Annotated in this window: 13 protein-coding genes and 1 riboswitch; of the genes, 10 read left to right on the top strand and 3 right to left on the bottom strand. The window is 30.5% G+C overall.

The window, feature by feature from the left end; genetic code table 11:
- Positions 1-4: 4 nt before the first annotated feature.
- The 3 genes from ACWJJT_RS06640 to ACWJJT_RS06630 are packed head-to-tail and all read right to left on the bottom strand — an operon-like array spanning position 5 to position 3,481.
- Positions 5-1,564, bottom strand: coding sequence for an ABC transporter substrate-binding protein (locus tag ACWJJT_RS06640; RefSeq protein WP_462956425.1), 1,560 nt, complete (start codon positions 1,562-1,564; stop codon positions 5-7).
- A 34-nt stretch (positions 1,565-1,598) separates the two neighbouring features.
- Positions 1,599-2,504: an ABC transporter permease gene (locus ACWJJT_RS06635; protein ID WP_462956424.1), complete on the bottom strand. Its 906-nt coding sequence runs from the start codon at positions 2,502-2,504 to the stop codon at positions 1,599-1,601.
- On the bottom strand, positions 2,477-3,481 hold the full coding sequence (locus tag ACWJJT_RS06630; protein ID WP_462956423.1) for an ABC transporter permease: 1,005 nt from the start codon (positions 3,479-3,481) through the stop codon (positions 2,477-2,479). Before ACWJJT_RS06630 ends, ACWJJT_RS06635 begins: the two co-directional genes overlap by 28 nt.
- Before the next feature lie 398 nt (positions 3,482-3,879).
- On the opposite strand from ACWJJT_RS06630, the gene ACWJJT_RS06625 reads away from it, so the two are divergent.
- The 10 genes from ACWJJT_RS06625 to ACWJJT_RS06580 all read left to right on the top strand — a co-directional run bounded on the left by ACWJJT_RS06625 (position 3,880) and on the right by ACWJJT_RS06580 (position 16,803).
- Positions 3,880-4,899: an ABC transporter substrate-binding protein gene (locus tag ACWJJT_RS06625; protein ID WP_216302881.1), complete on the top strand. Its 1,020-nt coding sequence runs from the start codon at positions 3,880-3,882 to the stop codon at positions 4,897-4,899.
- Between the two features lie 94 nt (positions 4,900-4,993).
- On the top strand, positions 4,994-6,103 hold the full coding sequence (locus ACWJJT_RS06620; protein WP_462956422.1) for an ABC transporter ATP-binding protein: 1,110 nt from the start codon (positions 4,994-4,996) through the stop codon (positions 6,101-6,103).
- Positions 6,093-7,757: an ABC transporter permease gene (locus ACWJJT_RS06615; protein WP_462956421.1), complete on the top strand. Its 1,665-nt coding sequence runs from the start codon at positions 6,093-6,095 to the stop codon at positions 7,755-7,757. The genes ACWJJT_RS06620 and ACWJJT_RS06615 overlap by 11 nt, the downstream gene beginning before the upstream one ends.
- A gap of 23 nt (positions 7,758-7,780) precedes the next feature.
- Positions 7,781-9,466 carry a sensor histidine kinase gene (locus ACWJJT_RS06610; protein ID WP_462956420.1) on the top strand — a complete coding sequence of 562 codons (1,686 nt, stop codon included), beginning with the start codon at positions 7,781-7,783 and terminating at the stop codon, positions 9,464-9,466.
- A gap of 3 nt (positions 9,467-9,469) precedes the next feature.
- Complete coding sequence (locus ACWJJT_RS06605) at positions 9,470-10,288, top strand: response regulator transcription factor (RefSeq protein WP_216302877.1); 819 nt, start codon at positions 9,470-9,472, stop codon at positions 10,286-10,288.
- Complete coding sequence (locus ACWJJT_RS06600) at positions 10,275-11,093, top strand: Cof-type HAD-IIB family hydrolase (protein WP_462956419.1); 819 nt, start codon at positions 10,275-10,277, stop codon at positions 11,091-11,093. Before ACWJJT_RS06605 ends, ACWJJT_RS06600 begins: the two co-directional genes overlap by 14 nt.
- Positions 11,094-11,259: 166 nt before the next feature.
- On the top strand, positions 11,260-12,366 hold the full coding sequence (locus ACWJJT_RS06595) for an alanine racemase (protein WP_462956418.1): 1,107 nt from the start codon (positions 11,260-11,262) through the stop codon (positions 12,364-12,366).
- An 82-nt stretch (positions 12,367-12,448) separates the two neighbouring features.
- A riboswitch (NiCo riboswitch) is annotated at positions 12,449-12,544 on the top strand.
- A 460-nt stretch (positions 12,545-13,004) separates the two neighbouring features.
- On the top strand, positions 13,005-13,760 hold the full coding sequence (locus ACWJJT_RS06590) for an NYN domain-containing protein (protein WP_462956417.1): 756 nt from the start codon (positions 13,005-13,007) through the stop codon (positions 13,758-13,760).
- A 372-nt stretch (positions 13,761-14,132) separates the two neighbouring features.
- Positions 14,133-15,446, top strand: coding sequence for an aspartate kinase (locus tag ACWJJT_RS06585; protein ID WP_462956416.1), 1,314 nt, complete (start codon positions 14,133-14,135; stop codon positions 15,444-15,446).
- 67 nt (positions 15,447-15,513) lie between these two features.
- Complete coding sequence (locus ACWJJT_RS06580) at positions 15,514-16,803, top strand: homoserine dehydrogenase (protein WP_462956415.1); 1,290 nt, start codon at positions 15,514-15,516, stop codon at positions 16,801-16,803.
- The last annotated feature ends 43 nt before the right edge of the window (positions 16,804-16,846 follow it).

Here is a 16,846-nt window from a genome sequence, read left to right as displayed (position 1 = left end):
TTTTCTACTGAATTGTCCAGTCTGTAATATTCCGGAATATTCCGACGCCATGGTGGCCTAATACTGTTTCCGGGGTAATCCCTTTTATATTGGGTTTTGCAACATATAAGGCATCGATATATGTGATAAATGTATATGGCATATCTTTAGCTAATTCAATTTGGAATTCTTTGTAATTTCTTAATCTTTCAGCTTCGACATCAGTTTCTCTTGCTTTCTGTAATAACTCATCAACTTTGGCATTTGAATAGCTGTTAAAATTACTACCTTTACCTGTTACAAACACTTTATAAGTGTGATCGTCCGGGTCAAATGGACTTCCCCAGCCAATCAGGAATGCGTCTTGATTCTCCCAATCGATTTTTGGCTGCAGCGCAACCTTCATATCAACCCCAATTGCTTTAAACTGTTGAGCGCAAACGTTCGCCATATCAACTCTAACCTGGTCTCCTTCATTGCAGTTGACAGTAAATGATATTTTCTTATTGTTCTTTTCATATATTTTGTCCTTGCCGAGCTTCCAGCCTGCTTTTTCAAGTTCTTGCTTCGCTTTTTTAGGATTATAATTAAATTTTTCCATATCAGGGTTGTTATATTCTCCGGCCTGAAGTGGTGAATATGCTACTTTACCCTGTCCTAATAGAACACTGTCCAAAATAGCTAACCGATCAATAGCGTAACTTAAGGCATTGGGCAGTTCTGGATTTAACTTAAATAAGGGACTATTAAAATTATACATAAGTCCTCTGTAGTCTGATGTTTTCATATCATAAACAACAAGATCCTTATTACTTTGAAATTGACCCGCATCATGCGGTGTAACCTGCGCTAAATCCAATTCTCCGGATTTTAATTGCAGGGCTCTTGCCTTTGTATCCTCTATAATTTTAAAGACCACTTTATCAATTTGTGGTTCGTTTACATAGAAATCTTTATTTTTTACAAGAGTAATACTTTGTCCTTTATCCCAGCTCTCCATTTTAAATGGACCAGTTCCGATTGGAAATTGATTAAATTTATCTGTTGCAATATCTTTTCCTTCTAAGAGGTGCTTAGGTAAAATACCAATTGTCAAATAATCCAGCATCGCAATATTTGGTGCCTTTAAAGTTATTTTTACCGTAGTCTTGTCTACCACTTTAATATTGGTAATATCTTCATAGTTGGAGGCTATTTCTGAAGCATTTTTAGGATCCATAATTGTATCTAAAGTAAATTTCACATCCTCTGCCGAAAAAGGTTCATTGTCATGCCATTTAACATCATTTCTTAATGTAAAAGTGTATGTTTTTGTAGCTTTATCATATTCCCAACTTTTTGCAAGGCCTGGAACAATCTTATTGTTTTTGTCATGAGTCGTAAGTCCACTAAAAATCAGGGAATTAATTTCTCCATGTTCATATAATGCGGGATTAATACTTGAATAATCCCCACTTCCATAAACTAAAACCTTTTCATTCGACGCTGTTTTCTTATCAGTACTACTATCACCGCCACAGCCTACCAATAAAACCATGCTCATAATCAGCGCCACTCCTAAAATTATCTGTTTTTTTAATTGCATAATTTTTCTCCTTAATATTTATTGCTTTATATCTTTATAAATTACTAAATTCTTTATTGTTTTTCTTCCTTACATAGTTGCCTATATTCGTTATGCAAACCAATGTAACCACTAAAAATATACCCGGAATCAAGATAATCCACCAATAATTTGATAACAATGCTTTTTCCGAAAGGGAGAGCATACTACCCCATGAAATAATTTCAAGTGGAAGTCCAATCCCTAAAAAACTCAAAGTTGATTCTATTGCAATGGCACTTCCAATATTAATAACCACCATAAACATTATTGATGAAATGAAATTTGGTAGCAGATGCTTTTTTAAAATATAAAAGAATTTACCTCCAGCACATTTCGCTGCTAAAATATAACCACTATTTCTAATTTGCCTTACTTCACTTCGTACAATCTTAGAAATGTTCATCCAACTAGTAAGCCCAATTACAATGGAGAGGGATACTGGATTTGCTTGTCCTATCATTGCTTGAATGAAAATCATGGCCAAAATCGATGGTATACTAAGTGCGATTTCAGTAAAACGCATCATAATATCATCTACTAATTCAGATGCAACACCACTGAGGCTTCCAACTACAATTGCGATTGTAGTTGATATGATCGTAGCTAATACCCCGATAAACAAAGAGATTCTACCACCATACCAAATCATAGTAAAAATATTTCTTCCTAAAGAATCTGTGCCGAAATAAAAGTTGCTGTTAGGAGCTACATTAATATTACCTAGGTCCATATAAGAAGGATCAACTTTCGTTATTATCCCGTAAAAAATACATCCAAGGATGATTGTAAGTAACATTCCTATTGAGATATAAGGTCTTTCGTTTATGTGTTTTTTAAAGCTTTTTCTTTTAGCTACTTTTATCGTTTCTGGAATATAATTTTCTCCAACTATTATAAAGTCCCTATATTGTCTTTCCAACAATTCTCACCCCGATCATGTTTCATTCTTGGATCTATTTTATCATTAATTACTTGTGCTAACATATTTACGAAAACCACCAATATCCCTGTTATTAAGCAAAGTACCATCAGCATATTATAATCATGATATTTAGCGCTCTCAAAGGATAAAGAGCCAAGTCCAGGATAAGAAAAAACTTTTTCTACCACATAAGTTCCTCCTAAAATATGAGAAACGGATATTGACATAATACTAATACAAGATGGCATAATATTTTTTAAACAATGTTTATATACAATTTTCTTTTTACTTAAACCCTTAACTTTGCATAATAACACATAATCTTGTCTGGTTTCTTCTACTAATTTATTTCTAATCATGTATGTGTAATACCAAAGGTGACTCAATATCAGAACAATTAAAGGAAGTAGAAGATGCTCTACTCGACTTCCAATGTTGCTGGATTGCCCCAGCCCATAGGCACCACTTGAAGGTAATATCTCTAAATTAATACTAAAAATTAAAATCAGTATAAGAGATACCCAAAACGATGGAATACAAGTGGTTATAACACCTATTTTGCAAATAACTTTATCTATGAGCTTGTCCTCATGTAAGGTGCAAAAAATTCCTAAAAGTAGAGCAAATAAAAAGGTTAATATATAAGCAAGCCCCCCTAGTATAATTGTATTTATATAAACATCTTTAATTACTGTCGTAACGCTTTGTTTATATTTGTAAGATATACCATATTCACCATGAGCCGCATTTGCTAACCAGCTAATATATTGCCTATATATAGGGTCGTTTAATCCGAGCTTTTTCATTGCATCCAGTTTTTGTGTAGTATTCATCCTCTCAACGCCTTCGCCATAATAAGACATTAAAGGATCTCCAGGTGATAACCTTGCCATATAAAAGACAATGATAGACAGCAGAAATATAACAAAGATGAACTGTACTATTTTTTTTTCTATGTAAATCACATTATTCATAACATTCGATCCTTTCCTAAATAACATAAATAACATAAGAACCACGAAAATTCAGCTCCTTCTTCAAAAAAGAAAAGAGTCGAAACCTTCGTGGTTTAATTTTAATAGTTATTAAATTTTAAAAATAAATTTTTACTATAAAAAATTATTCTTCTAAATAAAGATGCAAGATTCGTCTTGCATATTAAGTCTATATTATATTTCTAATTAAGTCTATATTATATTTCTAATTTAGTCAAATAAAATCATTTTATATATTATATTGAAATGAATATATAAAATTACGTGTTCATTTTTAAGTATATTATTCCTGTTTTTAGGTATTGTTGACAAGTAGATGTTATGATAACATTTAATCAATAACAAAACGTTTACATGAAGAAATGGGGGGTTAATTAATGAAAAAAGCAGTATCAATTTTATTGGCATCTTTTATGATGTTATCTTTAAGCGCATGTGGATCAAAAAATGAGACAACAGCCCCAAAAGCATCGGATAAATTAACTGTTTATTCACCACATCCAATAGAATTTATCGACCCAGTAGTTAATGAATTTGAAAACCGGACAGGAATTAAGGTTGAGGTTGTAGCAGCAGGAACAGGAGAACTCTTAAAGAGAGTTGAAGCAGAAGGAGAAAACCCATTAGGAGATATTCTATGGGGAGGCTCATTGTCTACTCTAGAACCAAAGAAGGATTTATTTGAAAAATATCAATCTATAAATGAAAAAGATGTTTATGATGATTATAAAAATAAAGATGGTCAAATAACAAGATTTACTGCTATACCAAGTGTAATTATGATCAATAAAAACCTTATAGGAAAGATAAAGGTAGAAGGCTTCCAAGATCTATTAAATCCTGAGTTAAAAGGAAAAATAGCTAATGCAGATCCATCGAAATCTTCTTCAGCTTTTGAACAGGTAATAAATCATTTATATGCTATGGGAAATGGAGATCCAGAAAAGGGTTGGGATTATGAAAAAGCATTAACAAAAAATTTAGATGGTAAACTATTAAGTGGTTCTTCAGCCGTTTATAAAGGTGTAGGTGATGGAGAATATACTGTAGGATTAACATTTGAAGAAGCTGCTGCAAAGTATGTAAAAGATGGAGCGCCAGTTGAAATAGTTTACCCTAAAGAGGGTACTATTGCTAAAGCAGATGGTGTCGTTATTATAAAAGGTGCTAAAAACATGGGAAATGCTAAGAAATTCATTGATTATGTAACTAGTAAGGAAGGACAGACTTTAGTAGCTAATAAATTAAATAGACGTTCAGTTAGAAAAGATGCTCCAGCGGCTGAAGGGCTTAAACCATTAGATAAAATTAAGGTAATAAAGGATGACGAAGCATGGCTTAAAGAAAACAAACAGATGATTTTAGATAAATATAAAGATATATTTACAAGCAACTAAAAAAGATGGGCCCCTAGGACTTTTAAATATTATATTATTAAAAAGCCCTAGGGTTTTTTTATAAAAAAATTTGTATTAGAAAGGAAATTAAAATATGAGTACATCCATTGAATTCACAAATATAGTAAAAAGATATGGTGATAATACAGTAATTCCAAAGCTTTCACTTAAAATTAAGGAGGGTGAATTTTTCACATTGCTAGGACCTTCAGGTTGTGGTAAAACAACTCTTTTAAGAATGGTAGCAGGATTTAATACAATTGAAGAAGGAGAGATTAAGTTTAACTCAAAGGTAATTAATGATATTCCCGCACATAAAAGAAATATAGGTATGGTGTTTCAGAATTATGCTATATTCCCTCATATGACAGTATCACAAAATGTTGAATATGGGTTAAAGCTAAGAAAATTTAGCAAAGAAGAATCAAATAAAAAACTTGAGGAAATTTTAAAAGTTGTAAAGATATATGAGTATAAGGATAGATCACCAGACAAACTTTCAGGAGGACAGCAGCAACGCGTTGCACTTGCAAGGGCTATTGTAATTCATCCAACAGTATTACTTATGGATGAGCCTCTTTCAAATTTAGATGCAAAACTTAGAATAGAAATGAGAAGTGCTATAAGAGAAATACAAAAGAAAGTAGGAATAACCACAGTATATGTAACTCATGATCAAGAAGAAGCACTTGCTATATCAGATAGAATTGCAATTATGAACAAAGGTGTTATTCAGCAAATAGATACACCACAAAGAATTTATTTAAGACCTTCAAATGTCTTTGTTGCTACATTTATTGGTCACTCTAATATATTTAATGGAAAAATATTAGTAGAAGAGGAAAAGCAATACGTTGTATTTGAGAATGGATATAAAGTGTCTATGAATAATTTGAATAGCGGAGCGGAAAACGGAAAAGAAATTAAAATATCCGTAAGGCCAGAGGAATTTATAATAAGCAATAACAATTATGGGATTAGAGGTGTAGTTCACTTTAATACATTCCTCGGGAAATATATAAATTATGAAGTAAAACTTGATAATGGGGAAATAATTGAACTAACAAAAGATACTAGTACTAATGATACTTTTCATGAAATTGGACAAGAGCTATATCTACAAGTATACAATAAAAAAATCAATGTTTTTAACAAAGAGGGGGATATAAGTCTTATTACTGGAGTGGAAAAATATGAAGAATAAAAAAATTAAAAAGATAAAATTTGATTTTTGGACAATAATAATTCTTATTTCATTTTTAATATTCTCAGTATTTCTAATTTATCCACTAGGTTCATTGTTTTTAACTAGCTTTCAAGATGTGGAGACCGGGAAATACACTCTAGATAATTTCGCTAAGTTTTTCACTAAAAAGTATTATTATGGAACACTTATAAATAGTTTTACTGTAAGTATTATAGTAACATTACTAGCTATTTTAATTGGTGCTCCCTTAGCTTATATTATGACCACAGTAAAAATTAAATTTAAATCAATCGTAGAGGTACTTATTATAATATCTGTATTATCTCCACCTTTTATAGGAGCATATTCATGGATATTACTACTTGGAAGAAACGGAGTTATTACAAATTTCTTCTTGAAGACCTTAGGAATACATCTTCCTAGTATTTATGGGTTTAAAGGGATTTTACTAGTGTTTACCTTGAAATTATTTCCGTTTATATATTTGTATGTTTCAGGAGCACTAAAGAAAATAGACGTTTCACTAAGTGAAGCAGCAGAAAGTTTAGGCTGTAGTGGAGTTAAAAAAGTATTTACTATTATATTACCACTGATGCTTCCTACAATAATGGCAGCGTCATTATTGGTATTCATGAATTGTCTTGCTGATTTTGGAACTCCAATGCTTATAGGTGAAGGGTTTAGAGTTATGCCAGTTTTAATTTACTCAGAGTTTGTATCTGAGGTAGGCGGTCAAGCAAATTTTGCCGCTGCACTAAGTACAATAATGGTAATTATAACAGCGGTTATTTTTTTAGGACAAAAATATGTAGTTAATAGAAAGTCATATGTTATGAACTCATTAAAGCCTATATCTGCTAAAAAGGTTAAGGGATACAAGAACCTTTTAGCACATTTATATGTTTATATTGTTGTAGCACTAGCTGCAATTCCTCAGGTAACGGTAATATATACCTCGTTCTTAAAAACAAGTGGCTCAATGTTTGTTAAAGGGTTTTCACTAAATAGCTATAAAATAGTGCTTTCAAAACTGGGTAATTCAATTCTGAATACCTATGTATATGGTATAATAGCTATAATAATAATAATATTATTGGGAATGCTTATATCTTACGTATCTGTACGAAGAAAAAGTGCCTTAACCTCCTTCCTAGATACATTAACTATGTTCCCATATATTATTCCAGGATCTGTTTTAGGTATTACATTATTATTAGCATTCAACAAGAAACCAATGGTGCTAAGTGGTACTTTCATTATAATGATAATTGCATTTGTTATAAGAAAACTACCTTATACCATTAGATCCAGTGCAGCAATACTATTGCAACTTAGTCCAAGTCTTGAAGAAGCATCAATTAGTTTAGGTTATTCTGAAATGAAAACATTCTTTAAGGTTACTGCAATTATGATGATACCAGGGGTATTTGCAGGAGCAATATTAAGCTGGATAACAGTAATAAATGAATTAAGTTCTTCAATTATTCTATATACAGGAACTACAAGAACATTATCAGTTGCAATATACACAGACGTTATAAGGGCAAGTTATGGTACAGCAGCTGCTTTATCATCTATATTAACGGCTACAACTATCATATCACTAATAGTTTTCTTTAAATTCACAGGTAAGAAAGAAATAAGTTTATAAAAACCTAATAGGAGGATTTGCGTATGAAAAATATAAAAAGAAAATTTTTCAAGGAAGAAATAAGAAAAACTTTTATATTATATGCACTGACTCCTATTATAATTTTGTCCTTTATTTTTTATAATTTATTATTTTTGTATAGCAGTAAATCCGTCGAGAGAAGTAATAAAAAATATAACAATAGTATATCAAATATTATAAGTAATGAGTTTGTAAGTTACAAGGTGGAAGTAGAGCATTTAGTAAAATGGGATGAAATAAAAAAGGCTTTTTATAATCAACATGACGAAGCAATGGTATATGAAAGGCTTTATAATACCGTTAATAATCATAATATAAGAAGTGTTTTTTATGTTTTCAATGAAAAAGGAGAGTCTATAATAACAAATGCTAAAGGGGACCCTCAATACGCTAAAAGTGATGATTTATTTATGGGTGGAGTTTTTAAGAAAATGAAAGACAATCCTAATAAATCTGTTATGATGCTTAATAGGGCTCAACTCGATGTGAATACAAGAACTGTATACTCTATAGGAGAAGCTATTACTGACGACAATAACCACGTTGCAGGGTTTATTGTTTTCGATATTTTAGAAAATGAGATGAACAAAATAGTTTACAGTAGTAGCAATCATCATGCTGTAATAACTGATAGATATAACAATAATATAGTTTCAACTAATAATGCACTTCTAGATGGTATAGGTAAATTGAAGCCATTTTTGGATAAAGAGAATAACTATGTATTTAATAATTCTATAATAGAAGGTAATGTTTATATTCATACAATTACATATGTGGGCTTTATAAAAAACATCTATTTAATAGGTGAAATATTTTTAATCTTAGTGTTTTTAATTTTAGTGTTTTCTATGTTATTCATTGCTAAGAAAATATCTATAAGTAAGACAAAGTCAATTGATAAATTATTGTCTGCTATTAACAGTGTTCAAGAGGGCAATTTGAACACTGTTGTCAGTATAAACTCTAATGATGAGTTTGAAGTTATAGGTCAGTATTGCAATAAAATGATAATAAGAATAAACGAGCTTGTAGAAAGAAACAAAGAAGAGGCAAGAAGAAATGCATTATCAGAGCTTAAGCAGCTAGAAGCACAATTTAACCCTCACTTCTTATTTAATACACTTGAAATGCTTAAATACATGATAAAAACAGATGAGAAGAGTGCCTCAAAGATCATTGTTTCAATGGCGAACTTGTTAAGATACAGCATAAATAAAAATTTTAATAAGGTAAAGCTTAATGATGACGTTAAATACATAGAGGATTATCTAATAATACAAAAATTTAGATTTGATGATAATTTTGATTACATTTTTAATTTAAATAAAGAAGTAGGAGAATGCTTGATACCAAAACTTATAATACAACCTATTATTGAAAATAGTATAAAATATGGATTTGAAACAAAACAATATTTAAAAATAAATATAGACTGTAGGGTTGAAAATGATAATTTAGTAATATCAATTGTGGATAACGGAGAAGGAATGAGTTATGAAAAATTATCTGGGATATTAAAACTCATTAACAAAAGTAAAAACGATACAAACCATATAGGACTTTATAATGTTCAAAAGAGAATCAATCTTATGTATGGTATGGAATACGGTATAAATATATATAGTAAACTATATGAAGGTACTAAAATAGTTATTAACCTTCCAGTACATAAAAGTGAGGAGTAGATTATGATTAAAGTGCTTATTGTAGAAGATGAAAATTTTATAAGAAAAGGATTAATCAACACTATCGACTGGCTGAGTATGGATTGTATTATTTCAGGGGAAGCTGCGAACGGCGAAGAAGGACTAAAAACGATTATAGAAATCAAGCCCGATTTAGTCATTACAGATATTAAAATGCCAATAATGAACGGCGTGGATATGTTGGAGAAAGCTAGTGAAATTTATGATTTTGAAAAGATTATCTTAACTAGCTACGGAGAATTTCCATATGCAAAAAGAGCTATAGATCTGAAAGTCTTTGATTATGTACTAAAACCAATTGATGAAGATAAATTTAAAGAGATAATCGGAAAGGTTAAGAATAAAATTGATGAGAAAAAAATATATAATGAATTTAAAAATAGTATTAAGGGTTACAAAAATATTGATGTTCTAAATTTGGAGTACTATTTAAAATCTGATAAAAAAAAATCTCAATATACTGAATCAGTAATTAACTATGTAAAAGACAATTACGCAAAAAAGATTAGTATTGAGGATATTGCAGAAAAGTTAGCAGTAAGCTCAAGCTACCTCAGTAGAAATTTAAAGGAACAGACAAATCAAACATTTCATGACTTTTTAAATAGATATAGAGTACAAAAGTCAATTGAATTACTTATGAGGGGGGAGTATAGGGTTTATGAGATATCTTCTATGGTAGGTTTTACTGATTATAAACACTATTCTACTGTATTTAAAAAATATATAAAAGCTTCACCATTAGAGTTTGCTAAAGCTAATTTATACATCAAGGGGGATAATGAAAATGATGAAGAGTAAAAATATTTCATTAGTAATTACAGATATGGATAAAACATTATTAGATAATGATAGCAAAATATCAGGAAAGAACCTGTCCTTTATTAAAAAACTTAAAAGAAATAATATTAAGTTTGCTGTTGCTACTGGAAGGTCAAGAAGCTCTCTGTGTAAATTTCTAGGAAAATATCAATTGATAGATGAAGTGGATTATATTATAAGCATGAATGGAGTAAGTATTTTCGATACTAAATCTAGGGAAACCTACGATTTCGGGTATGTAGATGAGGAAATTATTAATGAAGTTTATAATGCTTATAAAGATTATGATGTCTCATTTGCAGTCCATGAGGGTAATTGTTTGATTTGTAATAAAAAAACTACTTATACAGATATCGAATGTGAAGTAAATGGATATGGTGTAAGTGAGATAAGCGATTTTAGTAGAGCAATAAATAAAAAATATGCAAAGCTAATGATAATTGGAGAAAAATGCATAGTAGATGATATACATAGTAAGTTAGCAGAAATCGACTCTATAAAATTTAATTTTTTTAAAAGCCATGATTATTTTTTGGAAATTGTTAAAACAGGCGTTTCGAAGGGCAATGCTCTAGTAAAACTTTGTAAATTAAAGGACATAGATATATCCAATGTAATGGCAATAGGGGATAACCTAAATGATTTGGATATGATAAAGAACTCTGGATTTGGTGTAGCAGTAGAAAATGCTCATGAGGAGTTGAAAAAGTATGCTAGTTTTATAACAAAATCAAACGATGAGAATGGATTTGCGTATGCTTGTGATGAGTTAATCCATTTTTAAAATAATTGCCCAGTTGAGATGATGTATATTCATTTTGACTGGCTTATTTAAATTATTCCTATTATGGTTTATACTAGTTACAGTTAAAATAAATAAGATCATTAAAAAACTTATTTAAAACCTAGTAAACATATTCCAAATATAAAATATTTTAGGGGGAATTGGCATGAAACAAAAAACTTATCCAAGTATTAAATATCCTATATTAGAAATAAACTTAAAAAATGTACGCGAAAATATTGATTACATGGTAGATTTATGTAAATCTCAGGGGATAAGCATTGCTGGAGTAGTTAAGGGGTTTAATGCAATACCAGAGGTCGTAGAACAATTTTCACATGCAGGATGTACATATATAGCAAGTTCAAGAATGGACCAAATAATTAAACTAAAGGAATATGGAATAGAGAAACCTTTTATGATGATTAGAATTCCAATGTTTAGTGAAATAAAAGAATTGGTACAATATGCTGATTTTAGTCTAAATTCTGAAATTGAAACATTGAATATGATTGAAAAAGAATGTGAATTACAAGGTAAAAAACATAAGGTGATTTTAATGCTTGATCTTGGAGATTTAAGGGAAGGCGTCTTCTATGAAAACGAATTCATAGATTTAGCGGAATATGTGGAAAATGATCTTGAAAATATAGAGTTATATGGAGTAGGAACAAATTTAGGTTGTTATGGAGCAATAATGCCTACAGAAGATAATTTAGGAAGACTTTGTAATATTGCTGAAATAATTGAGGGTAAAATAAACAGGAAACTAGAAATGATTTCAGGGGGAGCTACAAGTTCACTGCCTTTAGTAATAGATGGGAAAATGCCTAGAAGAGTAAATAATTTAAGAATAGGCGAGGGAGTACTATTAGCACAAGATTTAGATGAGTACTGGGGATATGATATGAGACATATGCATAAGGATACTTTTGTGCTAAAAGCGCAGGTTGTGGAAATAAAAGATAAGCCTACACATCCTGTTGGGAAAGTGTTTATTGATGCTTTTGGAAATAAACCAACCTATGAGGATAAAGGAATAAGAAAAAAGGCGTTACTTGCAGTGGGAAAACAGGATTTTGGGTTACACGACAAGCTGATCCCGCAAAAACAAGGTGTTAAAATTATAGGAAGTAGCTCAGATCACTTAATTGTAGATATTGAAGAGTGTGATAGTGAAATTAAATTAGGGGACATACTTGATTTTCAAATGTACTACCCTCCAATGATGTGTTTAAGTGGATATTCAGGTATATCAAAGGTTTTAATATAAGCCATGTACAAAAAATAAAAATATTGACATATAATAGCCTTGTATGATAAATTTAAGGGAATCTCTGTATTGTATATAAATAACAGTACAAACTGATCAGGTGATGAACTTGTAAAAAAGTTCGTGAAGTTGGGCCTAAATGGCAATAGGATTAAAATTATACACCTGTGGGGCAGTTTATTGTTCTACGGGTTTTTTTATTTGTATCAATAAATATGACAAATGCAAAGATAATTAATTACTAAGGGGATATAATCATGAAAAACAGATTAGACAAATGTATCTTAAGTATGTACTATATGTCGCCCTCACCGCAACCCTGATTTTTATAAGCTATAATGTAGTATTAAATTTCAAAGAGGTTTTTAGCAATATTACTAGTACAATCAATTCTTTATTTTTGCTTTTATCTGTACCTATTACCGGCATAATTAAACTATTTTTAATAAAAATTATAAGAAAGCGAACAGATGAAACGAGTAGCCAAGTTTAAAACCAGATAATAGTTAATTATTAAAATATAGAAGGAATATTTGGAATTTTGTAGAATGTTATAATTAGTATGTTATTTTAAAGTAATGAGTTAATAGAGTTATTATAAAATAATTAAAAGACATTAAGGTGTAAAGGAGATAAAGATGGAAAAGGATATGAAAATTGCAGTTTTGATTGATGCTGACAATGTGTCTGATAAATATATAAGGTATATAATTGACGAAATTTCAAATCATGGAACACCTACATATAAAAGAATTTATGGAGATTGGACCAAGCCTCAACTTGCTTCATGGAAGAATGTATTGCTTAATTATTCTATTAGTCCAATACAACAATATAGTTATACCACAGGTAAAAATTCTACTGATGCAGCCCTAATAATAGATGCTATGGATATACTCTATTCAAGCAATGTTGATGGATTTTGCATTGTATCGAGTGATAGTGATTTTACTAAACTAGCAGCTCGACTTCGCGAAGCCGGTATGTATGTTATTGGTATGGGAGAAAAGAAAACTCCAAAACCTTTCATTTCAGCTTGTGAGAAATTTAAATATCTTGAAGTATTAGCTTCAATGGCGCCAAGACATACTGAAATAGCGACTATTAAAGGAGCACAGATACAAGAAGAATCAAAAGGTGGGATGATAAGTCCCGGTAAACTAGTAGAGGCTATAAAGACTATTATAACTGAGATTTCAGATGAAGATGGTTGGGCATTTTTAGGAGAACTAGGTAGCACCCTTAATAAGAGGTATCCTGATTTTGACACTAGAAACTATGGCTATGCAAAGCTTACACCTTTTGTAGCCTCTTTAAAATATTTTGAGATTAGATCAACAAAAACTAGCAATCCAAGTATAAGTCTTAAATATATTAGAAATAAAGAGTACTAACCCAAGGAGGAATGGATTTGAAGAATTCCATATCCAGTAATTGTATGTAGTTTTATAATCAAAATAATAATAAAAGCTGTGAAGTTATAACTTCACAGCTTTTATTATTTAAAAAAAATAGATTATGTGGCATAAATATGTCGAAAATCAGGTGACATTTTGTAAAAAACGAGTATAATTAATTCAACACTAAATTACCATTAATTCATAGTACAGGAAACAGGGCGACATTTTCTGAAAGGAATATAAGTACATTTCAGCTCTGCAGGAGATGGGTTAATGAATTTTTTTATAAGAGGTAATATATACGTGCCTTCTGTAAGTTGGAATTCATAGGTTTTTTAAAGTTAAGACATTTAGGGGGTAAAAATTATGGAGGTTATAGTTGCAAAGTTTGGTGGGAGTTCAGTATGCGATAGTAAACAATTTCAAAAAGTAAAAGATATTGTCTTGTCGGATGTTAGGCGGCGTTATGTTGTGCCATCAGCTCCTGGGAAAAGAAATAAAGGTGATTATAAGATTACAGATCTTTTATATTTGTGCCATGAGCATGTAAAAAAATCATTACCATTTGATGAATTATTTAAATTAATTGAAGAAAGATATACTGTTTTATGTAGTGAATTAAAGATTTCTATTGATATGTCAAAAAATTTAAGAGAACTTAAAGAAAAAATAATTAATGGAGCTTCAGAAGAATTTATAGCAAGTAGGGGAGAGTATTTTAATGCTTTAATATTAGCTGAATATTTGGGGTACGAATTTATTGATGCTGCTGAGATTATTTTTTTAAAGAAAAGTGGACGATTGGATGAAAAGGCAACCTACGACGCCGTAAAGACTAGGTTATCAAAAGTAGAAAAAGCGGTAATTCCAGGATTTTATGGTTCTTCCAAAGACGGTGAAATAAGAACCTTTTCAAGAGGTGGGTCAGACATTACCGGGGCAATAATTGCTAGAGGTGTAGGTGCGAAGCTATATGAAAACTGGACAGATGTGTCAGGTCTCTTAATGGCGGACCCTAGTATTGTTAATAATCCCAAACTTATTGAAGAGGTAACATATAAAGAACTTAGGGAACTTTCATATATGGGTGCAAATGTTTTTCATGAAGAAGCAGTTTTTCCAGTTAAAAATCATGGAATCGCAATAAACATAAAAAATACTAATAAGCCAGCAGATAATGGAACCTTTATTTTAAGTAATAAATCAGAAATTAAAGTTGGAAACATTACAGGGATAGCAGGAAAAAAAGATTTTACAGTAATAGCAATGGAAAAGACACTTATGAACAAAGATATAGGATATCGTCGCAGGATTCTTTCAATTCTAGAAAGTAATAATGTATCTTTTGAGCATATCCCATCAGGGATAGATTCAATTTCATTGGTAATTGACGATTCTGAATTAGAGAATAAAATTGATGAAATATTAGAAGAAATTGAAAATCAATGTAGTCCAGATTCATTAATAATTCACCCAAATATGGCTTTAATGTCAGTGGTTGGAGAGGGTATTATAAGAACGAAGGGAATATCTGCTAAAGTACTTAGCGCATTATCAAAATATGATATAAATATTAGAATGATCAATCAAGGGTCAAGTGAGTTAAGTATAATTATTGGTATAGAAAACGAGGATCTTGAAAATGCAATTAGGGCAGTTTATAAAGCATTTGAAAATTAATAATTACCTGTGGAGAAGAAATAATATTTAAGAGCCGCAAGAGGCGATTTAAAAGGGGGAAATTAATATGGAAAAGGTAAAAATAGCGATTTTAGGTTTTGGAAATGTTGGGACAGGGGTATGGAAAATACTTCACGAAAATAGAAAAGAAATAATGAAACGTTCAAATTATGAAATAGAAGTTGCTAAAATACTCGTAAAAGATATAAATAAAAAAAGAGATATAGATGTACCTAAGGAAATATTAACAGATAATATTGATGATATTATAAATGATGAAAGTATAAAAATTGTGGTTGAGCTTATTGGTGGAAGAAAAGAAGCTAAGGAGTATATGATACGCGCAATGAAAGCTAAAAAACATATTGTAACTGCTAATAAATTAGTTATCGCGAACTGGAGTGAAGAGTTATTTAAAACAGCAGAGGAAGAAAATGTATTATTTTATTATGAAGCAAGTGTGGCTGGTGGAATTCCAATAATACGCGAAATAAATGAAAGTCTTACAGCTAATAGGATTGAACAGATAATTGGAATTATAAATGGAACAACTAATTACATATTAAGCAAAATGACAATGGATGGAATTAGTTTTGATGAGGCACTAAAAGAGGCTCAAGAAAAGGGTTATGCTGAAGCAGATCCAACCTCTGATGTTGATAGCTTTGATGCTGTATATAAGCTTGCGATAATGTCTTCTCTAGCATTTGGAACTAAGGTAGACCATGATTGTATTTACAGAGAAGGAATAAGAAGTATTAGTGATATAGATATAGAATATGCTAAAAAATTTGGTTATACAATAAAGCTTTTAGCAATAGCTAAAGAAGAAAATAACAAATTAGAGCTAAGAGTACATCCAACCATGATACCTTCGAGCCACCCAATGGCAAATGTAGCCGATGCATTTAATGCGATTATGATAAAAGGAAATGCAGTTGGAGATTTAATGCTATATGGAAAAGGTGCTGGAGATTTACCAACTGGGAGTGCAGTTGTAGGTGATATAATATCCATATTAAGAAACAATGTAAAGCCTTCTGATGCAAGGGCCCTAAGTGACGAAGATGATTTTAAAAGGGTGAAAAAATCAGAAGAAAATGAATCAGAATTCTATATCAGACTTAATGTTAAAGACAAGGCAGGAGTTTTAGGAGACACAGCAAAAATTTTTGGAAATAACAATGTTAGCATCGTATCAGTTACTCAAGATGTAATGCTTGAAAATTACGTAATATTGGCATTTATTACACATAAGAGTGAAGAAAAGAACATACGAAATTCATTAGAAAAAATAAAAGAACTAGAAAATGTAAACAAAATAGAAAGTATAATAAGAATAGAATCATTTAATTAATAGAATAAAAACAATCAACAATTTAATGGATTTTTTCGTCCTT

It is taken from the genome of Clostridium sp. CM041, assembly GCF_055081035.1.
Note: the sequence above shows the minus strand (reverse complement) of the source record. Positions and strands in the feature narration are given on the sequence as shown.